Consider the following 24,020-nt stretch of genomic DNA (forward strand, 5'->3'; position numbering starts at 1 on the left):
GCGGCTTCTCCATCCACACGTTGACTCATATTCCGAGCCCCGCGGCAACCCTTTTCGCCAACCCCGTGAGCAATTACGCGAACTCATCCGGGCTAGCCAAAAAACAACATCGGCAGAATTATTAAAATGATGATCAGCAACCAGTTCGGTCGCAGGCGCCCGTCATTGCCGCCGGTCAAGGAAGCATAGGCGTTTTGGATCGATCCCCAATTGTTGTAGGCAAGATAAGAAATCAAAAACAAGGCAATCATGAAGAAAATATAATGCCAAATCCCAGGAGCATTTCTCCTGGCCTCTTGTTGGACCACGACAAGGGGAATGTTCCCGCCGTCACGCAAAGGGCAGATGTTGTTTGTTCTCCCCTGGTTTTGCGACCAAGTCAATATACATTGACGATGATAGCGGTGGTTGCAGGTCAGGTGAATGACCGGCCCATCTTCTGTCAACGGAGCCCGACAGATCGCGCAAATGTCCGGCTCCTCGTCGTTTTGCATGAGCTGAATGGTGGCCTTGCCGCGGTGAGGGAGTGGTGCTGTGGGCGACTTCGACCATACCTCCGCACCCTGTTTGTTTTCCTGCGTTTGCCGCTGAAGAAACGTCTTGATCGTGTCACATCCTTGTGGTGCGCGTATCTCGCGCCTCAAAAGCTCCCCTCCGCCAAAGTGTTCCATCGTCAGGATCAGCGCGATGGTGATGGCCTCGGTGTTCTTGCCTTCGGGCGATCCGGATGGGCGCAAGCCGGATGACGCGGAAGGTTGCAGCGCCCGGCCGAGAGCCGGACGCGTTCTGCTGCCCGCCGGTCCTGCAGACGGACACCGCCATTGCGGCATGGCGCTTCTCCAGCGTGTTGGCCGGCACGCGATGCCAGCTTCTCTCCTTTTTACCATTTTTGCACATGCTGTTCAATCGACAACAATTTTTCCTTTGCCATCCCGCCATCGAAGAGTACCGAAGGTCCTGATAATTGCGACATACTCCCGCGTCGCGTGCCGTGGCGGGATCTCATCTGCCGAATGAGCGTCACGGACGTTTCGCCACACGCGGAATCAACGCCGATCGAGCCACGGCACCGTGACCATTTCCGCGTGGAAACGTCGCTCAGGTCGCGCGCGGCCAATCTTTCAAACAGGCTGTTATGGAACGCACGGACCGCGAGAGCGTGATCGTTTCAAGGTGAATGGCCTGGAGCGATCCCGCTCGAGAGCCGCCGGCCGAGGAACAGGAGGGGGCCGCGGCGATCGGCGTCGGTGAAGCCGTTGCGCCGGTAGAAGGGGACGTTGCGGGCGTCGGCGCCGGTCACGACGTGCACGCCCGGCAGGCCGGCCGTGCGGCAGTCGGCGGCGAAGGCGGCGATCAGGGCGGCGCCGACGCCGGCGTTGCGGTGGTCGGGGTGGACGTTGACGTGGAGGTGCGCGGGGAAGGCCGCGAAGCGGTCGGCGAAGGCGTCGTACCGGGGGATGATCCGGAACAGGTCGTGGGCTCCGGCGCTGTCGCGGCAGCCGGTGAGATAGCCGATCGGGGCGCCGTCGGCGGCACCATCGGCAGCATGGGCGAACCACAGGTCGGCCGCGGCGTGGGTGACGTACCAGCCGGTCCAGGTGGCGAGGAAGGCGGAGCGCTCCTGCGGCGTGGCGAAGGTCCGGCGCTGCGCCGAGAGGAAGAAAATGGCCTCGAGCGCGGCGAGCGCGGCGCCGCGGTCCTCCACCTCGGCGAGGCGGACCAGACGCACCGCCGGCGCCGTCAGCGGCGCTGCGCCGTCTGGATGGTCTGGCGCGGCACCAGCAGGGTGTAGCGGCCGCGCGCCTTCATCTGGCCGGCGCCCTGTTCGGCGTCGCTGCCGGCCCCCCAGAACAGGTCGCCGCGCACCGGTCCCTTGATGGCGCCGCCGGTGTCCTGGGCGACGACCAGGCGTCTGATCTCGCCGCCCGGCACCGGCGCGTCGCGCAGCTCGACCCACAGCGGCACCCCCAGCGGCACGTGGTCGGGGTCGACGGCGAGGCTGCGGCCGGGCGTCAGTTCCATGTTGCGGGCGCCGCGCGCCCCTCCGCCGCTGCGCAGCCGGAAGAAGACGTAGGACGGGTTGAGGTTCATCACCGACTGCGCCTCGGCCGGGTGGTCCTCGAGCCAGCGCCGGATGTACTGCAGCGACATCTCGTCCGGGGTGGCGATGCCGAGGTCGAGGAGATGGCGGCCGATGGGATAGTAGCGGTGGCCGTTCTGCCCGGCGTAGCTCAGGCCGACGACCGTCCCGTCGGTCATGCGCACCCGCCCTGACCCCTGGATCTCCAGGAAGAAGGCGGCGATGGGGTCGTCGACCCAGAGCAGTTCCAGGCCCCTGCCGGCGAGCGCGCCCTCGGCGATGCGGGCGCGGCTGGGCAGACCCTTCCGGGTGCGGGGCGGCGTGCGGTAGAGCGGGACGTTGAAGCGGTCGGTGCGCGTCCAGCTTCCCTGCAGCTCGACCTCGTAGTAGCCGGTGAAAAGGCCGTCCTCGGCGCCGGCGACCAGGCTGACCGGGGTGAAGGAGGCTTCGAAGAAGCGGCGGGCCGCCTCGTGGTCGCCGGCCGGCAGGGTGCTGGCGAGGTGGCACATGGGCCGCCAGTCGGCCACCGTGCCAGCCCGCGGGTCGGCCCCCATCGGCTTGTCCGCGGGTTGCCCGTCGACCCAGGCGCAGGTCTGCTGCAGCGCCGCCAGGGCGTGCGCGTGATCGTCGGTGCCCCAGCCCGGCAAGGGGCGGAAATCCTCGGCGATGAGGTCGAGGGGGACGTTGCGCGCGCGGTGGGCGGTGTCCGGCGCGGCCGGACCGTTCGCTCCCGGCGTGGCGCAACCGGCCACCGCCACGAGCATCACCGCACAGAGCGCGCGCGCGCGGGTGCGCGCCACGCCGTCTTCGACCGCGTCTGCCATGATCCGCCTCGCACCGGTCGCCGCCGGTCGGCTGATGGTGGGTGCCCCCGTCGCCCGTCCGCGCCGCGAGTGGCGTGGGCCGGCGACGACGATCCGTTCCGGACGCCCCTCGAAAGGGCCGGTCCGGGAACTCCAGTAAATTGTCAATAAGCCAGGACAACGCTTTGAGTTATCATATCGATCGGGGTACCGGCGCGCAAGCCCGGAAGCGAGTCGGCGCGGCGCGGGGGATGACAAGCCGGGCGGAAACGGGTTATCCCCGGCGACGGGACGCGCGTCCCCTGTCCCGAGAGGAGCCGAGATGACCCCCGCAGCCCGCCTTCAGGCGGTGATCGACCTGCTGACCGAGATCGACGAAACCCCGCGTCCGGCCGACGCGGTGATCAGCGCCTTCTTCCGCAACCGGCGCTACATCGGCTCCAAGGACCGTTCGGCCGTCGCCGAGACGGTGTACGCCGTCCTGCGCCGCCACGCCCGTCTCGCCTGGTGGCTGGAGCGCTCGGGGCACGGAGCGACGCCGCGCGCCCGCGTCATCGCCAACGCCATTCTCGGCGACGGCCGCGCCGCGGCCGCCGTCGCCACCCTCTTCAGCGGCGGCAAGTTCGCCCCCGCCGCCTTCTCGCCGGCGGAGGCCAAGCTGGCCGCCGCCCTCGACAGCCACACGCTCGACCATCCGGCGATGCCCGACACCGTCCGCGTGGAATGCCCGGACTGGGCGGAGGCGCCGCTGCGCGCGGCACTCGGCGACCGTTTCGTTCCGGAGATGCAGGCGCTGCTGGAGCCCGCCCCCCTCGACCTGCGGGTCAATCCCGTGCGGGCCGACCGCGCCGCCGCGCGCGCCGCGCTGGAGAAAGCCGGCATCGAGGCCAAGCCGACGCCCTGGTCGCCGCTGTCGCTGCGGGTGCGCGGCCGGCCGCCCCTGGCGACGGTGGACGCGTTCAAGCAGGGGATGGTCGAGATCCAGGACGAGGGATCGCAGCTCGTCGCCCTGGCGGTGGCGCCGAAGCCGGGCATGCAGGTGGTCGACTTCTGCGCCGGTGCCGGCGGGAAGACCCTGGCGCTGGCCGCGCTCATGAACAACAAGGGCCGGGTGGTCGCCTGCGACGTGCTCGAAGGCCGTCTCAAGCGCGCGGCCGAGCGGTTCCGCCGCGCCGGCCTGCACAACATCGAGCCGCATCCGCTGAAGAGCGAGCGCGATCCCTGGGTGAAGCGCCACAAGCGCAAGTTCGACCGGGTGCTGGTCGACGCGCCGTGCTCCGGCACCGGCACCTGGCGGCGCAACCCCGACAGCCGTTGGCGGCCGCTCGGCCCCGGCCTCGACCAGCTGGTGCCGCTGCAGGCGAACATCCTCGACAGCGCGGCGCGGCTGGTCAAGCCGGGCGGGCGCCTGGTGTACGCCACCTGTTCGCTGCTGCCGGAGGAGAACGAGGCGCAGGTCGCGGCCTTCCTGGCCGCCCATCCCGACTTCGTCGTCAAGCCCGTCGCCGAGGTGTGGGAGGAGGAGCAAGCCGGCCGTCCGCCGGGCGACGGCCCCTATCTGCGGCTGACGCCGGCGCGCCACGACACCGACGGATTCTTCGCCGCGGTGATGGTCCGCCGCGACGAGGCGACGGCCGACGCGCCGCCGCCGGCCGCGCCGGCCGACGCGCCCTGACGGCGGGGGAGCGCTGGAAAAGCGGCCGGCCAGGCTCCATGTCCTAAGAAGACGGATGGGAAGGGAGAGGGCCGTGATCGTCATCCGGGACGCGGGGCCGCACGACGCCGACGGCATCGCGCGGGTGCATGTGGCGAGCTGGCGCTCGACCTACGCCGGGATGCTTCCGGCGGAGTTCCTGGTGAACATGTCGGAGTCCACGGTGCGGGCGCGCTGGCGGATCGCCGTGCGGGTGCAGCGCGAAGGGCACGGCACCCTGGTGGCGGCGGACGGCGCCGGCGACGTCGCCGGCTTCGTCAGCTACGGGCGCCAGCGCACCGGCATCGACGGCTACGCCGGCGAGTTCTACGCGCTCTACCTGCACGATGAGGCGCAGGGGCACGGCCTGGGGCGCCGCCTCATGGCGGCGGCCGCCGAACGCATGGCGCTGGCCGGACTGCCCTCGGCGGTGGTGTGGTGCCTGCGCGGCAACCCGGCGCGCTGGTTCTACGAGCGTCTGGGCGGGGTGCGGCTGGCCGAGCGGCCGATGCGCTTCGCCGGCAGCGAGACCGTCGAGACCGCCTACGGCTGGCGCGACCTCGTCCCGCTGGCCCGCCAGGCGGCGGGCTCGGAATCGCTGTGACGCCCGCGCGGCGGCCAAGAGCCTTGACCCGTGGCGGGCGGAGGGGCATTTAGCACGCTTTGCAGCCCCGTGAGCCCGCCATGACCGCCGAACGCGTCCTCATCCTCGATTTCGGAAGCCAGTTCACGCAGTTGATCGCCCGCCGCGTGCGCGAATCCGGCGTGTACTGCGAGATCCACCCCTTCAGCATGGACGGCGACCGCATCCGCGCCTTCGCCCCCAAGGCGATCATCCTGTCCGGCGGCCCGGCCTCGGTCACCGAGGCGAACGCCCCGCGGGCTCCCGAAGCGGTGTTCGAGATGGGGGTGCCGGTGCTCGGCATCTGCTACGGGCAGCAGACCATGTGCCAGCAGCTCGGCGGCGCGGTGCAGGGGTCCGACCACCGGGAGTTCGGCCGCGCCTTCATCGAGGTGGCGCAGCCCTGCGCCCTGTTCGACGGGCTGTGGGCCAACGGCGTGCGCGAGCAGGTGTGGATGAGCCACGGCGACCGCGTCACCGCGCTGCCCGACGGCTTCCGCGCCGTGGCGGTCAGCGACGGTGCGCCGTTCGCCGCCATCGCCGACGATTCCCGCCAGTTCTACGGCGTCCAGTTCCACCCGGAGGTGGTGCACACGCCGCACGGCGCCCAGCTCCTCGCCAACTTCGTCCACCGCGTCGCGGGCTGCCGCGGCGACTGGACCATGGCGGCGTTCCGCCGCCAGGCCGTTGAGGCGATCCGCGCCCGGGTCGGCCGCGGCAAGGTGATCTGCGGCCTGTCCGGCGGCGTCGATTCCTCGGTCGCGGCGGTGCTGATCCACGAGGCGATCGGCGACCAGCTCACCTGCATCTTCGTCGACACCGGCCTGATGCGGGCCGGCGAGGCCGAGGAGGTGGTGACGCTGTTCCGCGACCACTACAACATCCCGCTGGTGCACGTCGACGCGGCCGACCTGTTCCTCGGCAAGCTGAACGGGGTCAGCGACCCCGAGCAGAAGCGCAAGATCATCGGCGCCACCTTCATCGAAGTGTTCGACGCCGAGGCCCACAAGATCGGCGGGGCGGAGTTCCTGGCCCAGGGCACCCTCTACCCCGACGTGATCGAGAGCGTCTCCTTCACCGGCGGGCCCAGCGTCACCATCAAGTCGCACCACAACGTCGGCGGCCTGCCCGAGCGGATGAAGCTGAAGCTGGTGGAGCCGCTGCGCGAGCTGTTCAAGGACGAGGTGCGGGCGCTCGGGCGCGAGCTCGGCCTGCCCGAGGCGTTCGTCAAGCGCCATCCCTTCCCCGGTCCCGGCCTCGCCATCCGCGTTCCCGGCGAGATCACGCCGGACAAGCTGGCGATCCTGCGCAAGGCCGACACCATCTACCTCGAGGAGATCCGTGGCGCCGGCCTCTACGACGCGATCTGGCAGGCCTTCGCGGTGCTGCTGCCGGTGCGCTCGGTGGGGGTGATGGGCGACGGCCGGACCTACGACCACGTGCTGGCGCTGCGCGCGGTGACCTCCACCGACGGCATGACCGCCGACTGGTACCCGTTCCCGCACGACTTCCTCGCCCGCGTCTCCAACCGCATCGTCAACGAGGTGCGCGGCGTCAACCGGGTGGTCTACGACGTCACCTCGAAGCCGCCCGGCACCATCGAGTGGGAGTGATATCAATCCCTTAGCCTCGACGGTGCGGGACGGACGGCGAGCACGGCAAGGCGGAGAGTGGCCGGGCTCCCGGGGCGCGGATTCACGCGTCCGTCAGGGCGGACGTCCATCTCGCACGTCGGGCAACACGGGGGATCCGGCCGGGATGAACGCGGCCCGCCCGCTCTCCGGCGTCGCCTCGGGAGAGCAGGCCCGCATCGACCGATCGACGGCCTTGGGCTGCCCTCCCGAGGGCGTGCGCCCTGTCATGCGCCGGTCATGCGCTCGGGGGAGGGGATGACGAGGCGCGGTCGACGCCCGGCTTGCGCGACGGATCGCCCACCATCCCCGCTCGATTCACGTCGTGGCGGGCGGCACCGGCGTGTTGAGGAGCTGCTGCTCCCACAGGAACGCGATGCCGCTGCCGGCGGCATGCTGCACGAGCAGGTCGGTGAGCTCGGCGGCATGCTCGGTGCGGGCCCAGTCGCGCTGCCATTCGCACACCACCGCCAGCCACGTCATCATGTTCGCGCCGGCGGCGATCATGCGCTGGATCGCGACCTCGTGGGCTTCGGCCGACGTGCCGCCCGAGGCGTCCGTGACGACCGTCACATCCCAGCCTTCGCCGAGAGCCTGGATCGCCGGCATCGCGACGCAGACCTCGGTCCACAAGCCGGCGATGATCAGCTGCCGGCGGCCGGTGGCCTTGACCTCGTCGACGACCTTGCGGTCCTGCCAGGTGTTGATGAAGGTGCGGTCGATCACCTCCTGGCCGGGGAAGACGTCGGTGATCTGCGGGAAGATCCGACCGCCGCGATCGACGATCACGCTCGTCAGGATGGTGGGAACGCCGAAGGCCTTCGCAGCCTTCGCCAGCGCCGTCGCGTTGTTGACCACCATGTGCGGATCGTGACTGTTCAGATTCGCCAACTGGTAAGGCTGGTGATCGATCAGAACGAGGACCGAATCTTCGGGGCGAAGAAGCGAATCAAGGCCGTTGCGCGGGGGCATCAGGGCTTCCTTTCTCTGCCGCTCTGGACGGCGACGGGTTCGTGAAGACACGCGCCAGCGGGTGGCGCTGTCCGGACGCAATTTCCTGTTCCTCCCGGTGATGCGGTAGTGCCAAGGTCGGGCAAGCTGTGTCGCGGGACAAGGAACGTCGAGTTGGACATCGAAGATCTGCAGACCTTCGTCGCGGTGGCCGATGCGGGGGGCGTGTCGGCCGCCGCGCGCCGGCTCGGCCTCTCCAAGTCGATCGTCAGTCGGCGGCTTTTCCGGATCGAAGCGGAACTCGGCGTTCAGCTTCTTGCACGAACGACCCGCGGCGCCGCGCTGACGGAAGCGGGGATCACGTTCAGGGATCACGCGGCCCGAGCCGCCGCCGAGATCGACACGGCCAGGGAAGCGATCCTCCCCACCGGTGAGCTGTGCGGCCGCCTGAGGGTTGCCATGCCGCTCACCTTCGGCGCGACCCACTTCGCTCCCGTGATCGCGGAAATGGCGCAACGCCACCCGCAGCTCCACATCCATACGTCCTACAGCGATCGCTTCGTCGATCTCATCGCCGAGGGTTTCGACTGCGCGATCCGGGTCGGCTACCTTCAGGACTCCAACCTGGTCGCGAAGCGCATCGGACCGATCTATGGAAAGCTCGTCGCAAGCCCGGATTACATCAAGGCGCACGGTTCACCTGAGACGGTGGAGCAGATCGTCAACCATCAGGCGCTCATGCAAGGAACGGAAGTCTGGCAGTTCATGGACGGCGACAGGATCGTCACGGTTCAGCCGCAGGGCAGGTTCAAGGCCGACAACGCCACGGCGCTGGCGGCTGCCGCAGCGGCGGGGCTTGGCATTGCCTGGCTGCCGGACTGCATCACGCACGAATATGTGGCCTCGGGCGCGCTCGTTCCGGTGATGACACGCTATCCCCCACCGTCGGCAGGCGCGTACGTCGTCCGGCCGCCGGGGCGGCATCCCGAACGGAAAGTCCGGGTGCTGACCGAAATGCTGACGGCGTACTTCGCACGACGTCCGGACCTTTGGGGGATCGACCGCTGAAAATGGGCGCGGCTCCGGCTTATGGCGGACCTGCGCTCGATGGCCGGCCGGCCCTATGGCGAGCCGCCGAGCGCGAGGGCGGGGGCCGCACGTTCCGGCTATCGCGACACAGCTTGACGTGGCACAAGGCTAGTTGGGCGGATGATGGCTCCCCAATCTGGGCATTCGCTTCGCCGCGGGTGAGGCCTCCCGAGAACCTGAGAGAGGATGAGGCGCATGAGTTGGAATCCGGCAATCGAACCGGGCTGCCCCGACGAGGTCGGCCCCGGCGCGATCGAAACTCTCATCGTCCCGCGCGCCCGAGACCTGGGCGGCTTCGAGGTCCGGCGCGCTCTGCCCGCACCCAGGCGGCAGATGGTGGGACCGTTCATCTTCTTCGACCAGGCCGGGCCGGCCGACCTGCTGACCGGGCAGGGCGTCGACGTTCGGCCACACCCGCACATCGGCCTCGGCACCGTCACCTACCTCTATCGCGGCGATTTCCACCATCGTGACAGCACCGGCGCCGACCAGATCATCCGTCCCGGCGAATTGAACTGGATGGTTGCCGGGCGCGGCGTGTCCCATTCGGAGCGCACCTCCGCAGCCGCCCGAACCGGTCCGAACAGCCTGTTCGGAATACAGACCTGGCTGGCGTTGCCCGACAGCCACGAGGACATGGCGCCCATGTTCGAGCACCACGGCAAGGAGGCGCTGCCGGTGATCGAGGATCGCGGCGTGTCCGTCCGGCTCATTCTCGGGGACGCCTATGGCCAGAAGGCGCCCGCTACCATGTTCTCGGAGACGTTCTACGCCGACGTGACGCTCGACCCCGCATGCCGGCTGCCGATGCCGGACGATCACGAAGACAGGGGACTCTACATCGTCGAAGGGTCGATATCGGTCGCCGGCCAGGAATACGAGGCCTCTCGGATGATGGTCTTCAGGCCCGGTGACCGGATCACGGTCGCGGCCGGCGTCCGGGGGGCACGGCTGATGATCCTCGGCGGCGCGACGCTCGGCGGACCGCGCTACATCTGGTGGAATTTCGTCGCCTCCTCGAAGGACCGCATCGAAGAGGCCAAAGCCGAATGGCGCGCGCAGAACTGGGGCAAGGGGCGCTTCGATCTCCCGATCGGTGACCGGGAGGAGCACATCCCTCTTCCGGATTGACCGGCACCACCAGGGCGGAACCGCCGCGGGACGGCCGGAGGCCATTTGGTTCGAGGCACGCCGCCATGGCGTCGGCCTCGGTTTGCCCACAGTAGCGGTCTTCGCCGTCGGCCGGTGGGATTCCACCGATGGGTTCGAGCAAGCGGCGACTGTCGAACCCGTCGCCCCATTCCAGGATGGTGAGCGCGACGGCTTCGAAGCCGCACCACCCCTTGGGGCACGCTTCCGAAGAAGCGCCAAGTGACATTGCCAGGCTTCTCTGCGTCGGGCTAAAAGCTACCATCGGTAGGCACCAACCGGCCTGCCCATGGTGGATTCCGCAAGGGGCGCGGCAACGTGAAGAACGGAACGGATGGAGCGGCTGGAGACGCGTCTCGCCGCAGGCTTCCCAAGGCGGAACGGCGGCGTCAACTGCTCGACACGGCGCTCGCGATCGTTCGCGAGGAAGGCGCGGACCGGCTCACCCTCGGGCATCTCGCCGTCCGCGCCGGGGTCTCCAAGCCGGTCGCCTACGATCATTTCGGCACGCGGTCGGGTTTGCTGATCGACCTGTACCGATGGATCGACACCGAGCGGGTGAATGCGTTCCGGGACATGATGACCGCCAGCGAGCGGTCCCTTGAAAACACGGCGTCCGCACTCGCCGACGCCTACATCAATTGTGCCGCCGACACGACCGACGAATTCCACGCGGTTGGCGCCGCCTTGGCCGGCAGTGGGGAAAAGGCCGCGGTGTTCCAGGAACTGCTCGACAACAGCGTCGGCATGTTCGTCTCCGTGCTGGCGCCGCACGGCACCTTGGCGCCGGCCGAGTTGGAACGGCGCTGCATCGGGCTGGTCGGTGCCGGCGAGGCGCTCTCGGCCGCGCTGGTGCGCGGCAGGTGCAGCCGGTCCGAAGCGGTGGCGACGCTCGCCTCGCTGATCGAGGGTGGGCTGCGCGCGCCTTCGCGATGATGCGCTGGCGGACGGACGATGGGGCGGCGAGACGCGGCCGGGGCGGCTCGTGGCGTGCCTGACAACGCGGTTGCACCGCGTCGGTATTCCCGGAACGGCGCCGCGGTCGCACAGACCCGGCCGGCGCAGAGCACTGTGCCGGCCCTCTACAACGGGCACCCCGCGATGCGGATGGCGCGTCGCGTCCGCTCGGTGGCGAATAATATGTCATCATACAAATGAATGAATATTTCCAATAAAGATAAGAATCTTCTTCCGCTACGGCATACCGCTGCGTATGAGAAGTTTTATCGTGACGGTGCCCCTTGGCAAAACTTGCGAAACAAGAGCCGCTCCGCCGCAGTGCGGCACCCCCGATGACATCTGCTTCGTGAGACTCTCTTCACATCGGCTGTAAGCCGACAGCCCTTTTTGCGGCGGCGGCGGAATTCACCTATACGCATGCCGATATTTCGGTTTAAGCTTGACCAAGGCACCGCCCTGTGGTGCTCTTTGGCAATCATAATTAGAACGATGCGTGGGTTAACATGCCCTGGTTGGTTCCACCCGTCGCTGACGTCCTGCCGGGCGCGCGCCTTCCGGTCATCGGCATTCCCGCCTCTGCCCCGAGCATGGCGGCCGGCCGACGGAGCGCCGGATGACTGCGAACGAGTTCGTTCCGGGACCCTATCCCGTGGATGAGACGTCGGCGGACACGGCGGCCCTCTCCGCCGAGTTCGTCCTGGCGGAGCGCATCAACCATCGTCTGCGGCGGGTGGTGCAGCGGGCCAGCGCGATCTTCAGCGACGCGCTGGGGGATTGCCAGCTGACCCCCACCCAGTGGGCGGTGCTGATGACGCTGCACCAGGAGGGGCCGCTGTCCCAGGTGAGGCTCGGCCGTCTGACGTTTGTCGATCCGGCGACGACGCAGGGCGTCATCATGCGCCTGATCGAGCGCAGGCTGGTGGAGCGGCGGACCGATCCGCGCGACCGTCGGCGCAAGAGCGTCTGGCTCACCGCCGCGGGCCAGGCGCTCGTCACCGACCTGCTGCCGAAGGTGGCGGAGACCCATGAACGCATCCTCGAGCCGCTGCCGCCCGAGGAACGCAGCCGCTTCCTCGACTTTCTCGAACGCCTGAGCTGACGGCCGGCGTCATTTCCCGGACCGCGCGGCGGTCCGGGAAATGACGCTGGCGCCCTGTCGCCCCGGTGCGCTACATCAGCGGGCCAGCAGCGGACGCCGGCGGGGGAGGGGATGCATGGCGGGTGCGGCCCAGCGTTTCAAGCTTTCCGACTTCGTCGTCCGGTGGCTGTTCCTCTACGCCCTGATCACCGCGACCTACAACCCGAGCGGCTACTGCTACGTCGACTGGCTGCTTTCCTCCGACACCAGCTATCTGCCGGTCAAGATCTTCATCGGCATTTCGCTGCTGATCCTCTACGGCTTCATCCTTGCGATGGTGGGGCGGGCGATGAAGGGGATGGGGGTGTTCCTCGCCATCCTCTTCTTCTCGACCCTGACCTGGGCCCTCGACAGCCAGGACCTGCTGCCGCGCACCCGGTTCGGGTTGATGCTGCTGGTCGAGGCGTTCCTGGCGGCCACCCTGGCGGCCGGATTGTCGCTGGTGCTGGTGCGCCAGCAGGTCTCGGGCCACGTCACCGCCACGGACGAGGTGGCGCACTGAGGCGACCCCCGCCGGGGCAGCCCTCGTCGCCGCGGCCAGCCGTGCCCGCCGCCGCTGGGAAGGGGATGCGCTACAGCCGCTGCGTGCCGGCGCACCACACGGAGCGCACGATCGACTGCCCCTGCAGGGGGCGGACGCGGACGAGGTCGGCGCGCAGTCCCGGCGCCAGGGCGCCGCGGTCGGCGAAGCCGAGCACCGCGGCCGGCACCGCCGAGACCGCCGCCACCGCCTCGTGCAGCGGCCGGCCGAGGTCGGCGTGCAGGCGGAAGGCGGCGTCGATCAGGCTGCCCGGCACGTAGTCCGACGACAGGATGTCGAGCAGACCGGCGGCCGCCAGCTCGGCGGCCGAGACGTTGCCGGAATGGGAGCCCCCGCGCACCAGGTTGGGCGCCCCCATGACGACGCGCAGTCCGGCGCGGTGCGCCGCCTCGGCGGCGGTGCGGGTGGTCGGGAACTCGCTGACCGTCAGGCCGTCGGCCACCGCCTCCTCGACATGGGCGAGGGTCTCGTCGTCGTGGCTGGCCATCGGAATGCCGCGCTGGCGGCACTGGGCGGTCAGCGCCAGGCGATGGCTGGCGGCGTAGCGGGTCTGCGCCTCGCAGCGGCCGGCGACCAGGCCGGGCACGGCGTCCTCCGCCCACCCCTCGGCCATCAGCAGCCGGCGGTAGACCGCGAGGTCGGCCCACTGGCGCTGGCCGGGCGTGTGATCCATCAGCGACACCAAACGCAGGAGCGGATCGTCCGCCAGCGGCTCGAACAGGGCGAGGACGTCGGGGTCGGCGACCTCGCAGCGCAGGTGCAGATGGTGGTCGGCGCGCAGCAGCCCCTCGCCGCGGGCGTCGCGGATCGCCGCCACCGAGCGGTCGAGAATGTCGCGCCGGCAGCCGCCGTCGCGGTGCTCGCCGACGCACACGGCATCGAGGACGGTGGTGATGCCGGCGGCCAGGAGCTGCGCGTCATGGGCCGCCACCGCGCCCAGCGGCGCCGGCCACAGCACGCCCGGCCGCGGAACGAGCAGGCGTTCCAGGTTGTCGGTGTGCATCTCCACCAGACCCGGCAGCAGGTGGTCGCCCTCCAGGTCGTGGGCGGAAGGGAGGCGCGAGCGTCCCTCGCCGAGGTCGGCGATCCGGCCGTGGCGGATCACCAGCGAACCCTGGAACACGCCGTCGCGGGCGACGATGCGGGCGTTGGTCAGCACCATCTCGGGCACCGCCGCGGCGACCGTGCTCGCCGGCTTCGGGAACGGAAGGGTCGCGGGGAGAACGAATTGCGAACTTACCGCTTGCCGCTCGCCCGGTGTTCTGGCATTGTTCCTTTCGGCGCCGCGCAGAACCGCACCCGATGGAACAGCACTCGAAAAGAAGGAGTTCGCCATGTCGGTCCTGAAGTTCCTGAGCGAAGCCGTGACGCTGATCGCGCTGATGGTCACCCTCTACGCCTGGACGCTGCTCGGCCACGCCGTCGGCCTGTAGGGGAGCGGAAAGGAAGATCCGCTGCGACGGCAATGTCGGCGGTCGGCGGCCCGGCGTCAGCCCGGGCGATGGGATTAACGTCGATCACCCGCGGTGCCCCCCGTCGAACACGACCACCGGGGGAGGGCCCCCCGCGTCGGTATAGTATCCGAATTCCCAGTGAGTTCGATGTCCTTTCGGCCCCAAATGCTGGTTCGGGCGACGCCTTGGCGGGTGGCGCGGACGGTGGTCCGCGCCCTGGCGGAGGTGGTCGCGCATCCAGCAACGACGGCCCGAAGGCGGACGACATGCGGAACTTCTTTCGGAAGCGGCGCGGCGCAGGCGCGGAGGATCAGAGCGGCGTGCAGACGGCTGAAGCGGCGCGGGGAACCGCGGCGGCGGCCGTCGCGGCGGCGCGGCTGGCCGGTCCGGCGGTGCCGCCCAAGCTGCGGCCGGTGCCCAACGCCCTATCCGCGCCGCCGCGGCCGGAGCCCGAGCGCGCCAACGCCGCCGTCCCGGGCGAGCGCCCGACGGCCGCCATGGCCGCGGCGGCGGCGGGCGCCGGAGTGGCGGACCTGCCGCGCTTCGCCTTTCCGGTGGCCAACGGTCTGAAGACACAGCGCGGCGGCGAGGCGGCGCTGCTGACCGGCCTCACCCCGGAGGTGAACGGCATCCTGCGCGAGGCCTTCACGCCGACGCGTCCGAAGAAGCAGCTGAACTCCCTCTTCGTCGGTCGCAACGCCACCTTGAAGCGGATCATCTCCGCGGTCGAGGAGGAGCGGGCGCACGTCATCCTGTTCGGCGACCGCGGGCGCGGCAAGACCTCGCTGTCCAACGCCATCGAGCACATCGCCGCCCAGGCCGGGTACCTCGCCATCAAGCTGACCTGCAGCGGCGAGCTGAGCTTCGAGGAGATCTTCCGCCACGTTCTGAAGCGCATTCCGTCGACCTACTACCGCTCGGGCTCCGACAGCCCGTTCGCGTCGCGGCGGACCTTCAACAGCTTCGCCGAGCTGCTGCCGGAAGGCTCGTTCAGCGTCACCCAGCTGAACGAGGTCCTCGAGAACATCCAGAACACCCACGTGCTGCTGATCCTCGACGAGTACGACCGCGTCACCGACGAGGACTTCCGCAACAAGCTGGCGGAGCTGTTCAAGAACCTGACGGACAGCTCGATCCCGATGACCCTGATGGTGGTCGGGGTCGCCGAGAATCTCGACCAGCTCCTTGGCAAGCATCCGTCGATCCAGCGTTCGCTGGTGCCGGTGCACCTGCCGCTGATGACGGACAAGGAGATCGAGCGGCTGATCCAGGCCGGCGCCGAGAACGCCGGCCTCACCTTCCTGCCGGAGACGCTGCGGCGCATCGTCGATTTCGCCCGCGGCCTGCCTTATTACGCCCAGCTCCTCGGACTGCACGCCGCGCGCAGCGCCTTCAGCCGCGGCGTCCGGGAGGTCGAACACGCCGACCTCGCCTACGCCGTCAACCGCTGCCTGCAGGAGGCCGAGCGCGGCATCGTCGACTCCTACAACCGCGGGCTCGCCGGGGGACGGCGCGAGACGCTGGAGGACGCGCTGCACGCCGCCGCCCTGTGTCCGGCGGACGAGTACGGCGTCTTCGATCCCGCCGACATCGCCGGCGGAGACGGCGCTCCGCCGGCGGACGTCGAGGCGCGGCTGGAGCGGCTGACGCGCGACGACCACGGCGCGCTGCTCGTCGCCCTGCCGGAGCCGGGCCGCACGCGCTACCGCTTCCGCAACCAGATGGCCCGGCAGTACGTGCTGATGCGCCTGGCCGTCGAACGGTCGCAGGTCTGACATCCGCGAGCCGACGAACGGACGCGCGCGCCGCCTGCCGCTTTCCCCGACGTTGCAGGGGAGGGTGGGCAGGGGAGGGTGGCGGCGGCGCGCGTCGATGTTCCGCGTCGCGGTCGCCGGCCCCGCGTCAGAGCCCCGCGTCACGGCCCAATGTCAGGAGTGGTCGAGCGCGATGGCGATGGCGACCGCCCCGGCGATTCCGGCCGCCAGCACCAGGACCACCAGCAGGCTCCATAGGAACTGGCGCAGTTCCCCCTGCTTCCAGGCGCTCCGGGCGAGCATCAGAAGATAGCCGCCACCGAGCAGCCCGGCCACTTCCCACACCGTCATGACCTTCCGTCTCCCTGCCGCAGGCGAAACCGCTGTAGCATGGCGCCGCGGTCGGCGGCAGCGCTCTCGTGCCTGCGCCGTCACCGCCCGGCAGACCGCGGCGGCAACCTCATGGCACACTCCTGAGATCCACTGCTCGCAGAGGCGGGCAATGCCTGCGCGAACGGGTTAGTTATCGCCAAAAATATACTTCCGATTTGGCCCGGCTGAATCTTTAAAAATAGAGTTTTCTCTTTCGAATCCGGAATCGCGTTTCGCATATGTCCAATGCGTTCTTATCTTAATACCACAGAGAGGTATCAGGTCGGTCGTCGAAGGGATAATCTCCCCCAAAATAACGGTGCGCATGTGCCATCGAGAGGCGCAGTCGGAACATCGGGTTGGCCCGCCTCGGCGCCACGCCAGCCAATCGGGAATTCTTGCGATTGTTCATGTCCTTGTCCGTATACCGCGGGAGCAGACGATGGAACCAGTTCGTGCGTTTCTGATCGACTCCAACAAGCTCTTTCGGGAAGGTTTGAAGCGCCTTCTGGATGATTCCCCCTTCCAGATCGCGTCGGAGGCGGGCAACCTGCGGGAGGCTCTGGCCATCGTCGAAGGGGGACTGAAGCCGGAGCTCGTCCTGCTCGACCTCGCCAGCGGCGGCGACGAAGAGGCCGAGGGCATGCGCGGTCTGCGCGCCCACCTTCCCGATGCCCGCCTGGTCATCCTGACGAGCGAGCTGTGCACCCGGCGCCTGGCCAACGCGCTGGAGGCCGGGGCCGACGGCTATCTGATGAAGGATCTGTCGTCGGACGCGCTCGCCCAGTCTCTCAAGCTGGTGATGATGGGCGAGAAGGTGTTCCCCACCCACCTCGCGGCGTTGCTGATCAGCGGTCGGGTCAACGGCAACGGCGCCGAGATGCCGGTGTCGCGCAAGGGGCTGTCGCAGCGCGAGGTGCAGATCCTGCGCTGCCTGCTGAACGGCGACTCCAACAAGATGATCGCCAATCACCTCAACATCACCGAGGCGACGGTGAAGGTCCATCTGAAGAGCCTGCTGCGCAAGATCAACGCCTCCAACCGCACGCAGGCCGCCATCTGGGCCCTCAACAACGGCATCGGCGGGGAGCTTGCCGGCGGCGCCGCGGTGCCGGGGGCGGCCGCCGCCTCGCACTGAGCACGGGCCCCACCGCATCGCTGCCGCACGGACGACACCGGCGCCGGGATGGGCGCCGGTGTCGTGTTCGTGCGTTCCGGAGACGCGTTCGCAGCACGCGCTTCCTCGCGGCCGCAACACGCGCTTTCTCGCGGCGAGCGCCCAGGCCGGGCGCGCGCGCGGCTCAGGTCCCGGTGCGGTCGAGCGGCATCGCGGTGCCGTGCCGGGCGGCGTGCAGGGCGCCCTGCTGGCGGGCGGCGAACACGCCGGCTTCGGTGCGGTTGCGGAAGTGCAGCTTCGACAGCACGCTGCGCACCAGCGACTTGATGACCGCCTCGGAAAGGTCGAGGTGGCCGGCGATGGTGCGGTTGTTCAACCCTTCCCCGAGCAGGCGGAGGGTCTCGAACTCCGCCTCGGAGAGGCGTGGCAGCAGCGACAGCCGGATCTCGTCGACGCCCAGGCGCGACAGGAACTGCTTCGGCATGAGGCAGTGGCCCTCGAGGCCGAGGTCCAGCAGCTCGTTGATGCGGTCGACGTTGATGTCCTCGAACACCCAGGCGTCGGCGAACGCCAGGACGTGGGCGGCGTCGAGCAGTTCCCGCGACGACAGAACGACGACGATGCGCGAGCGGCGCGACAGGCGCAGATAGACCATCGGCTCGTTCTCGCGCAGGGCGGTGAACTGCTGCAGGCCGATCAGCACGGCGTCCGGGGTCATCGCACTCTGCGTCAGTTCGCCGATGTCGTGGAACACGGTGACGCGATGGCGGCCGGCACCTTCCAGTGCCTTGACCACCGTGTCCGTCAGGGCGTCATCGTCCAGAATCAGGCAAACGTGCATGGCAGTCACCGCGGGGTTGCTGGGCAGGTGGAACGCCGGCTCCGGCGCGTAGTCACGATGCGTGTGCATGGGTCGGCTCTGGCTTTCCTTGGGCTCCACGGCTGGCCCTTGAAGGGCAGCGTCGTCCTCAGTGTTTTGGCCTCTTCGGGTTAGAGACATTGGCTAAACGTTCCTTGCGCCTTCTGCCTGTTTGAGCAAAAACTGCAAAAAATCTTGACACTGTTGCTACGATTTTATAAATTCTGCGGCGATACTGTAAATCAAACGATAGATTATCATTCAACATCGTCAAGCCGAGCTGATTGGCTACGCGCGTGCTTCGTGTGATAACTCTTAAGCCGCCCGATCAGATGATGGAGTGGTGCGGGTCTGTTCCAGATGGACAGGGACCTCGCCACGCTTTCGGATGCGTTTTCTCCTTCGGGTCCGCGCGCCTACTCGAAAGTGCGCCGCGGCAGCCGTTGCGGCGCCACGGCGCAGGCGCGGCTCCACCGTCGTCACATTCCTTCGGCCCCTCGCGCAGCGGTACCGCTTTCGGTGCGTTGCCTATGACTTTGGTCCGGGAGGCATGGTGTCGGGCGAGAACGAATGATTCAAATGGACACGGTCTGCAATTTCGAATGGCGTATGGCGCTTGTCGATATACAGGCCCACTACCGATTGTGGTAGCTGTAAGCCGAAGCATCGCTATTTTGGGAGCGGCCAGTCCTTTGCGGGCGGCCACAACAGGGTGGACGGGAACCATGCGAATTCTGATCGGGGACGACCATCTGCTGTTCCGGGAAGGGCTGCGCCGGCTGCTCGAACAGCTGCATTCCGACGCCGTGTTCGTCGAGGCCGGGACTTTCGGGGAGGTGACCGAACATTGTCGGGGCGACAGCCGCTTCGACGTGGTCCTCATCGACCTGCACATGCCGGGCTGGCCGGGCTTCGAGGGCATCCGCGAGGTGAGCGATCTGCAGCCGGGCACGCCGGTGGTCGTCGTATCGGCGTCGGAATCGCTGAGCGACATCCGCGGCGCCCTCGACTTCGGCGCCACCGGGTACATCCCCAAATCGTCCAGCGTGAAGGTCATGATGGGCGCGCTGAACCTGGTGTTCTCGGGCGGCATCTACGTGCCGCCGGGGGCGATCGCCTTCGGCCCCGAGGCCGCCGCGCGCCGCCGCGTCGCCGAGCCGGCCGGCGACCGCTCGGCCAACTACGGCCTGACGCAGCGCCAGCGCGAGGTGCTGGATTGTCTGCGCGCCGGCAAGTCCAACAAGCAGATCGCCTACGAGCTGGGACTCTCGGAGGGCACGGTGAAGATCCACGTCACCGCCATCTTCAAGTCCCTGGGCGTGAAGAACCGCACCCAGGCGGTGATCGCCGCCGCCCAGATGGCCGGCTGAGGTCCTCCGGCCCGGTGCTTCGTCCGCCCGCGCCGGCCCGTCGGGCCGGCGCGTCCCCTCGGTCCGCCTCGGGCGGCGGCGTGATGCCGCGTCCGCCGGCCCTCGTCCTCCGGTCGTGTGCCGCTGGACGTTGGCGTCGCCATCGCCACATCGTACCCTGTGAACCGAGAGGGAAGAGGAGGCTACGATGGCAGCGGAAACCCCGATCTGCGACTTCGGATGGGCGGCGGCGGACTTCAGCCTGCCCGGTGTCGACGGCCGTGTCCGCACCCTGGCCGACGTGCGCGGCCCGCGCGGCACGCTGGTGATGTTCATCTGCAACCACTGCCCCTACGTCCGGGCGGTGATCGACCGCATCGTGCGCGACGTGGACGACCTGCGCGGCCACGGCATCGGCGCCGTCGCCATCATGTCCAACGACACCGTCCAGTATCCCGAGGACGGCATGGACGCCATGAAGCGCTTCGCCGAACAGCACCGCTTCTCCTTCCCCTACCTGCTGGACGAGACGCAGGCGGTGGCGCGCGCCTACAACGCGGTCTGCACGCCCGACTTCTTCGGCTTCAACGCCGACCTCCGGCTCCAGTATCGCGGCCGACTCGACGCGTCGCGCCGCGAGGCGCAACCCGACGCCCCCCGCGAGCTGTTCCACGCCATGTGCCGGATCGCCGAGACCGGGCAGGGGCCGGCCGACCAGATTCCCAGCATGGGCTGCTCGATCAAGTGGAGGGACGCGGGCTGAATCCGCCCGGCGAGCGGTCCCGCCCCACGCCGTCGGCGCGATCGTCCCGCCGAAGCGCGGCTCGGCCTTGACCGGCGGCGGGGGGTCTGCTATCCGGCCGGTTCGAGAGTCCGACATCGGACGCCGCGCGTCCGGTGTCCGTCCCTCCGCACGCCGCTTGTAGGGCCATGAGCGATATTTTCCGCGAAGTCGACGAAGATTTGCGCCGCGACCGCATGGAGCGGTTGTTCAAGCGCTACGGCGGTCTGGCGATCGCGGCGGCGGTCGTGCTGATCGGCGGCACCGCCGGCTACAACATCTGGTCGAGCTGGCAGCGCTCCGAGCGCGTCGAGGACACGGCGGCCCTGGTTGCCGCGGTCGATGCCGCCTCGGCCGGCCCTCAGGCCGGCATCGACGCCCTGAACGCCTTCGTCGGCCGGAGCGACGCCGACATGGCGACCCTGGCGCGGCTGAACGAGGCGGCGCTGCTCGCCCGCAAGGGCGACGCCGCGGCGGCCGTCGGGATCTACGACGGGATCGCCGCAGACACCGGCGTGGCCGCGGTCTACCGCGACCTGGCGACGCTGCTGTCGGTGATGCGTCAGCTCGACGGTGGCGATCCGGCGGCCCTGGTGGCGCGCCTGCAGCCGCTTTCGGCCGACACCAGCCCGTGGCGGTTCTCCGCCCGCGAGATGGAGGCGGTGCTCGCCGCCCGCGCCGGCGACCGCGAGCGCGCCCACACCCTCTTCCAGCAACTGGCGGACGATGCCTCGGCTCCCTCGGGCGTCCGCTCGCGGGCCGGTGACCTCGCCGCCCTTTACGGCAAGACCCGATGACCCGGAAGCGTACCCTGCGCGCCATTCTGCTCTCGGCCCCCGTCCTCGGCCTGCTGCTGGCCGGCTGCGACACCACCGACAGCTGGTTCGGCAAGTCGGAGCCGCCGCCGCTGCCGGGCAAGCGGGTCGCCATCCTGGTGCGCGAATCCCGGATCGAGGCGGACCCCCAGCTCGCCACGGCGCCGGTCAATCTGCCTCCGCCGGTGAGCAACGATGCGTGGCCGCAGGTCGGCGGCAACGCCGAGCACGATCTCGGCCATCCCGCGCTCGCGGCCAATCCGGCGGAGGTGTGGCGCGCCGATGCCGGCAGCGGGTCCAGCGGGTCGCAGGTTCTGCTGACCCAGCCGGTGGTCGCCGGTGGCCGGGTGTTCACCATGGACGCCGGCTCCAACGTGACGGCGGTCGACGCCCGCACCGGGGCCAGCCTGTGGCGGGCCGACACCCGTCCGGAGAAGGAGCGGGGCGACGTCACCGGCGGCGGCGTCGCCTTCGCCAACGGACGTCTGTTCGCCGCCACCGGCTATGGGGAACTGCTCGCCCTGGATCCGGCCGACGGCTCCATCATCTGGCGCCGACGCGCGTCCGGCCCGATGCGCGGCGCGCCGACCGTGGCCGGCGGGCGCGTCTACGCGGTGACGCTGGACAATCAGCTCGTCGCGGCCTCGGCCGACACCGGCGACCTGCTGTGGACCCACGCGGGCCTCCTGGAATCGGCCGGCCTGCTCGGCGCCGCCAGCCCCGCCGCCTCGGCCAACCTGGTGGTCGTCCCGTTCTCGTCGGGCGAGATGTTCGGCCTGCGGCCGGAGAACGGCCGCATCGCCTGGCAGGAGAACCTCGCGGCGATCCGCCGTGGCGGTGCCCTCAGCGGCTTGGCCGACATCCGCGGCATGCCGGTGATCGACCGCGGCGTGGTGTTCGCCATCAGCCACTCCGGCCGCATGGTGGCGGTCGACGAGCGGATCGGCGCCCGCCTCTGGGAACAGGAGGTCGGCGGCGTCGAGACGCCGTGGGTGGCGGGCGACTACGTCTACGTCGTCACCAACGACGCCGAGGTCGTGGCGATCGCCCGCCAGTCCGGCCGGGCCAAGTGGGTGGTGGCGCTCGACCGCTTCGAGGACCCCGAGGACCGCACCGGGCGCATTTCCTGGGCGGGGCCGGTGCTCGCCGGCGGCCGCCTGTGGGTGGCCGGCTCCAACGCTCAGCTCCTGGCTCTGGCGCCGGAGACCGGCGCCGTGCAGGCGCGCTATTCGTTGCCGGACGCCGCCTACTTGTCGCCGGTGGTCGCCAACAACACCCTCTATGTCCTGACCGACGGCGGCACGCTCGTCGCCTTCCGGTGACGCGGAGGGCCGCCCCGGCGCGGACCGCGCCCCGCCTCGCCCGGCCATGGGCGGGCGGGGATAAGCTGCTATACTCTTTGTGCTCTGGTTCCAGGACGGGATGTCCGGTCGCATGACCTTCACCGTGGCGATCGTCGGTCGGCCCAACGTGGGCAAATCGACTCTGTTCAACCGGCTCGCCGGCAAGAAGCTGGCGCTCGTCGACGACACGCCGGGCGTCACCCGCGATTGGCGCGCCGCCGACGGCCACGTCGGCGGGCTGTCCTTCACCGTGGTCGACACCGCCGGGCTGGAGGAGGTGTTCGACGACAGCCTGGAGGCGCGCATGCGCCGGCAGACCGAGGCTGCGCTGGCGCGCGCCGACGTGGCGCTGTTCCTCATCGACGCGCGCGCCGGCATCACCCCTCTCGACCGCCACTTCGCGGCCTGGCTGCGCAAGGGCCGGACGCCGGTGGTGCTGGTCGCCAACAAGGCCGAGGGCCGGGTCGGCGAGGCCGGCATGATGGAGGCCTACGAACTCGGCCTCGGCGATCCCGTGCCCCTGTCGGCCGAGCACGGCGAGGGCATGGCCGATCTGGTCGAGGCGCTGCTGCCCTTCGCGCCGAAGGAGGAGGAGCCGCCGCCCGAGCCGGCGGAGGCCGCGGCCCAACCCGCTCCGCCGGCCGACGCCGACGGCACGGCGGGCGCGGCGGCGGAGGAGCCGGACGAACAGGAGGAGGAGGACCTCTCCAAGCCGATCCAGATCGCCATCGTCGGCCGTCCCAACGTCGGCAAGTCGACCCTGCTCAACAGCCTGGTCGGCGAGGAGCGGGTGCTGACCGGGCCCGAGGCGGGCATGACCCGCGACGCCATCGCCGTCGATTGGACCTGGCGCGACCGGGCGTTCCGCCTCGTCGACACCGCCGGCATGCGCCGCCGCGCCCGCGTCGAGGGCAAGGTGGAGAAGCTGGCGGTGGCCGACGCGCTGCGCGTCATCCGCATGGCGCAGGTGGTGGTGCTCGTCCTGGATCCCACGCAGATCTTCGACAAGCAGGACCTGACCATCGCCCGCATGGTCATCGACGAGGGCCGGGCCCTGGTCATCGCCCTCAACAAGTGGGACGCCGTCGACAACCGGGCGATGGCGCTGAAGCAGCTCGAGGACAAGCTGGAGGCGTCGCTCGCCCAGGCTCGGGGCATCCGGACCGTCACCATCTCGGCCCTCAAGGGGCAGAAGCTCGACGTCCTCCTCGACGCCGTGCTGGCGACCTACAAGGTGTGGAACCGGCGCATCTCCACGGCGCGCCTCAACCGCTGGCTGGAGGGCGTGATCGAGCACCATCCGCCGCCGCTGGTCGACGGCCGCCGGGTGAAGATCCGCTACATGACGCAGATCAAGGCGCGCCCGCCGACCTTCGCGCTGTTCGTCAACAAGCCGCTGGACCTGCCGGAGAGCTACCAGCGCTATCTCGCCGCCGGCCTGCGCGACACCTTCGACCTTCCGGGCGTGCCGATCCGCATCGTCCTGCGCAAGCGCAAGAACCCGTACGCCGACGAGTAG

At 69.4% G+C, this 24,020-nt stretch carries 22 protein-coding genes; 15 read left to right on the forward strand and 7 right to left on the reverse strand.

What is annotated here, in order from left to right:
• Positions 1-92: 92 nt before the first annotated feature.
• From ACSBPG_RS30010 to mltA, 3 genes are all read right to left on the reverse strand, one after another.
• Positions 93-830: an RING finger protein gene (locus ACSBPG_RS30010; RefSeq protein WP_435540931.1), complete on the reverse strand. Its 738-nt coding sequence runs from the start codon at positions 828-830 to the stop codon at positions 93-95.
• 338 nt (positions 831-1,168) lie between these two features.
• Complete coding sequence (locus ACSBPG_RS30015) at positions 1,169-1,729, reverse strand: GNAT family N-acetyltransferase (protein WP_435540932.1); 561 nt, start codon at positions 1,727-1,729, stop codon at positions 1,169-1,171.
• Positions 1,730-1,740: 11 nt separating this feature from the next.
• Positions 1,741-2,904, reverse strand: coding sequence for a murein transglycosylase A (gene mltA / locus ACSBPG_RS30020; protein WP_435540933.1), 1,164 nt, complete (start codon positions 2,902-2,904; stop codon positions 1,741-1,743).
• Positions 2,905-3,205: 301 nt separating this feature from the next.
• On the opposite strand from mltA, the gene ACSBPG_RS30025 reads away from it, so the two are divergent.
• From ACSBPG_RS30025 to guaA, 3 genes are all read left to right on the forward strand, one after another.
• On the forward strand, positions 3,206-4,558 hold the full coding sequence (locus tag ACSBPG_RS30025; protein ID WP_435540934.1) for an RsmB/NOP family class I SAM-dependent RNA methyltransferase: 1,353 nt from the start codon (positions 3,206-3,208) through the stop codon (positions 4,556-4,558).
• Positions 4,559-4,631: 73 nt separating this feature from the next.
• On the forward strand, positions 4,632-5,180 hold the full coding sequence (locus tag ACSBPG_RS30030; RefSeq protein WP_435540935.1) for an N-acetyltransferase family protein: 549 nt from the start codon (positions 4,632-4,634) through the stop codon (positions 5,178-5,180).
• An 80-nt stretch (positions 5,181-5,260) separates the two neighbouring features.
• Positions 5,261-6,811, forward strand: coding sequence for a glutamine-hydrolyzing GMP synthase (gene guaA / locus ACSBPG_RS30035; RefSeq protein ID WP_435540936.1), 1,551 nt, complete (start codon positions 5,261-5,263; stop codon positions 6,809-6,811).
• Positions 6,812-7,147: 336 nt separating this feature from the next.
• Here the strand turns inward: guaA and ACSBPG_RS30040 are convergent, their stop codons facing one another.
• Positions 7,148-7,801, reverse strand: a complete 654-nt coding sequence (locus tag ACSBPG_RS30040) for a hydrolase (RefSeq protein WP_435540937.1) — start codon at positions 7,799-7,801, stop codon at positions 7,148-7,150.
• Positions 7,802-7,954: 153 nt separating this feature from the next.
• Between ACSBPG_RS30040 and ACSBPG_RS30045 the strand changes: the two genes are divergently transcribed.
• The 5 genes from ACSBPG_RS30045 to ACSBPG_RS30065 all read left to right on the forward strand — a co-directional run bounded on the left by ACSBPG_RS30045 (position 7,955) and on the right by ACSBPG_RS30065 (position 12,618).
• Entirely contained in the window at positions 7,955-8,848 is an 894-nt protein-coding gene (locus tag ACSBPG_RS30045; RefSeq protein ID WP_435540938.1) for a LysR family transcriptional regulator, read from the forward strand.
• 216 nt (positions 8,849-9,064) lie between these two features.
• A complete protein-coding gene (locus ACSBPG_RS30050) occupies positions 9,065-10,000 on the forward strand; it encodes a pirin family protein (RefSeq protein ID WP_435540939.1) in 936 nt (311 codons plus the stop codon).
• Positions 10,001-10,336: 336 nt separating this feature from the next.
• Positions 10,337-10,954 carry a TetR/AcrR family transcriptional regulator gene (locus tag ACSBPG_RS30055; protein WP_435540940.1) on the forward strand — a complete coding sequence of 206 codons (618 nt, stop codon included), beginning with the start codon at positions 10,337-10,339 and terminating at the stop codon, positions 10,952-10,954.
• 673 nt (positions 10,955-11,627) lie between these two features.
• Positions 11,628-12,077, forward strand: coding sequence for a MarR family winged helix-turn-helix transcriptional regulator (locus ACSBPG_RS30060; RefSeq protein ID WP_435540941.1), 450 nt, complete (start codon positions 11,628-11,630; stop codon positions 12,075-12,077).
• 115 nt (positions 12,078-12,192) lie between these two features.
• On the forward strand, positions 12,193-12,618 hold the full coding sequence (locus tag ACSBPG_RS30065; RefSeq protein WP_435540942.1) for a DUF6524 family protein: 426 nt from the start codon (positions 12,193-12,195) through the stop codon (positions 12,616-12,618).
• Positions 12,619-12,688: 70 nt separating this feature from the next.
• On the opposite strand, the gene ACSBPG_RS30070 is transcribed toward ACSBPG_RS30065, so the two are convergent.
• Entirely contained in the window at positions 12,689-13,819 is a 1,131-nt protein-coding gene (locus ACSBPG_RS30070; RefSeq protein ID WP_435540943.1) for an alpha-D-ribose 1-methylphosphonate 5-triphosphate diphosphatase, read from the reverse strand.
• A gap of 612 nt (positions 13,820-14,431) precedes the next feature.
• Between ACSBPG_RS30070 and ACSBPG_RS30075 the strand changes: the two genes are divergently transcribed.
• Positions 14,432-15,886 (forward strand): nSTAND1 domain-containing NTPase, encoded by a 1,455-nt coding sequence (locus ACSBPG_RS30075; protein ID WP_435540944.1) that lies wholly within the window; start codon positions 14,432-14,434, stop codon positions 15,884-15,886.
• 153 nt (positions 15,887-16,039) lie between these two features.
• On the opposite strand, the gene ACSBPG_RS30080 is transcribed toward ACSBPG_RS30075, so the two are convergent.
• Positions 16,040-16,216 carry a hypothetical protein gene (locus ACSBPG_RS30080; RefSeq protein ID WP_435540945.1) on the reverse strand — a complete coding sequence of 59 codons (177 nt, stop codon included), beginning with the start codon at positions 16,214-16,216 and terminating at the stop codon, positions 16,040-16,042.
• 463 nt (positions 16,217-16,679) lie between these two features.
• Between ACSBPG_RS30080 and ACSBPG_RS30085 the strand changes: the two genes are divergently transcribed.
• Positions 16,680-17,375, forward strand: a complete 696-nt coding sequence (locus ACSBPG_RS30085) for a LuxR C-terminal-related transcriptional regulator (RefSeq protein ID WP_435540946.1) — start codon at positions 16,680-16,682, stop codon at positions 17,373-17,375.
• A 163-nt stretch (positions 17,376-17,538) separates the two neighbouring features.
• On the opposite strand, the gene ACSBPG_RS30090 is transcribed toward ACSBPG_RS30085, so the two are convergent.
• Positions 17,539-18,264, reverse strand: coding sequence for a response regulator transcription factor (locus ACSBPG_RS30090; protein ID WP_435540947.1), 726 nt, complete (start codon positions 18,262-18,264; stop codon positions 17,539-17,541).
• A gap of 674 nt (positions 18,265-18,938) precedes the next feature.
• On the opposite strand from ACSBPG_RS30090, the gene ACSBPG_RS30095 reads away from it, so the two are divergent.
• The 5 genes from ACSBPG_RS30095 (at position 18,939) to der (ending at position 24,020) form a co-directional block, all read left to right on the forward strand.
• The gene (locus tag ACSBPG_RS30095; protein ID WP_435540948.1) at positions 18,939-19,583 is read left to right on the forward strand and encodes a LuxR C-terminal-related transcriptional regulator; all 645 of its coding nucleotides are present in this window, start codon (positions 18,939-18,941) and stop codon (positions 19,581-19,583) included.
• Between the two features lie 187 nt (positions 19,584-19,770).
• Positions 19,771-20,325, forward strand: a complete 555-nt coding sequence (locus tag ACSBPG_RS30100) for a thioredoxin family protein (RefSeq protein ID WP_435540949.1) — start codon at positions 19,771-19,773, stop codon at positions 20,323-20,325.
• Positions 20,326-20,540: 215 nt separating this feature from the next.
• Positions 20,541-21,140, forward strand: a complete 600-nt coding sequence (locus ACSBPG_RS30105) for a tetratricopeptide repeat protein (RefSeq protein ID WP_435540950.1) — start codon at positions 20,541-20,543, stop codon at positions 21,138-21,140.
• Positions 21,137-22,480: a PQQ-binding-like beta-propeller repeat protein gene (locus ACSBPG_RS30110; protein WP_435540951.1), complete on the forward strand. Its 1,344-nt coding sequence runs from the start codon at positions 21,137-21,139 to the stop codon at positions 22,478-22,480. Before ACSBPG_RS30105 ends, ACSBPG_RS30110 begins: the two co-directional genes overlap by 4 nt.
• Before the next feature lie 112 nt (positions 22,481-22,592).
• On the forward strand, positions 22,593-24,020 hold the full coding sequence (gene der, locus ACSBPG_RS30115; protein WP_435540952.1) for a ribosome biogenesis GTPase Der: 1,428 nt from the start codon (positions 22,593-22,595) through the stop codon (positions 24,018-24,020).

It is taken from the genome of Azospirillum sp. ST 5-10 (assembly GCF_051225715.1).
GTDB lineage: Bacteria > Pseudomonadota > Alphaproteobacteria > Azospirillales > Azospirillaceae > Azospirillum.

Coding starts and splice junctions, on each gene's coding strand:
- ACSBPG_RS30010 (WP_435540931.1), bottom strand. CDS start 830: ATGCCGCAATGGCGGTGTCCGTCTGCAGGACCGGCGGGCAGCAGAACG.
- mltA (WP_435540933.1), bottom strand. CDS start 2,904: ATGGCAGACGCGGTCGAAGACGGCGTGGCGCGCACCCGCGCGCGCGCG.
- ACSBPG_RS30025 (WP_435540934.1), top strand. CDS start 3,206: ATGACCCCCGCAGCCCGCCTTCAGGCGGTGATCGACCTGCTGACCGAG.
- guaA (WP_435540936.1), top strand. CDS start 5,261: ATGACCGCCGAACGCGTCCTCATCCTCGATTTCGGAAGCCAGTTCACG.
- ACSBPG_RS30040 (WP_435540937.1), bottom strand. CDS start 7,801: ATGCCCCCGCGCAACGGCCTTGATTCGCTTCTTCGCCCCGAAGATTCG.
- ACSBPG_RS30050 (WP_435540939.1), top strand. CDS start 9,065: ATGAGTTGGAATCCGGCAATCGAACCGGGCTGCCCCGACGAGGTCGGC.
- ACSBPG_RS30065 (WP_435540942.1), top strand. CDS start 12,193: ATGGCGGGTGCGGCCCAGCGTTTCAAGCTTTCCGACTTCGTCGTCCGG.
- ACSBPG_RS30070 (WP_435540943.1), bottom strand. CDS start 13,819: ATGGTGCTGACCAACGCCCGCATCGTCGCCCGCGACGGCGTGTTCCAG.
- ACSBPG_RS30080 (WP_435540945.1), bottom strand. CDS start 16,216: ATGACGGTGTGGGAAGTGGCCGGGCTGCTCGGTGGCGGCTATCTTCTG.
- ACSBPG_RS30085 (WP_435540946.1), top strand. CDS start 16,680: ATGGAACCAGTTCGTGCGTTTCTGATCGACTCCAACAAGCTCTTTCGG.
- ACSBPG_RS30090 (WP_435540947.1), bottom strand. CDS start 18,264: ATGCACACGCATCGTGACTACGCGCCGGAGCCGGCGTTCCACCTGCCC.
- ACSBPG_RS30095 (WP_435540948.1), top strand. CDS start 18,939: ATGCGAATTCTGATCGGGGACGACCATCTGCTGTTCCGGGAAGGGCTG.
- ACSBPG_RS30100 (WP_435540949.1), top strand. CDS start 19,771: ATGGCAGCGGAAACCCCGATCTGCGACTTCGGATGGGCGGCGGCGGAC.
- ACSBPG_RS30105 (WP_435540950.1), top strand. CDS start 20,541: ATGGAGCGGTTGTTCAAGCGCTACGGCGGTCTGGCGATCGCGGCGGCG.
- ACSBPG_RS30110 (WP_435540951.1), top strand. CDS start 21,137: ATGACCCGGAAGCGTACCCTGCGCGCCATTCTGCTCTCGGCCCCCGTC.
- der (WP_435540952.1), top strand. CDS start 22,593: ATGACCTTCACCGTGGCGATCGTCGGTCGGCCCAACGTGGGCAAATCG.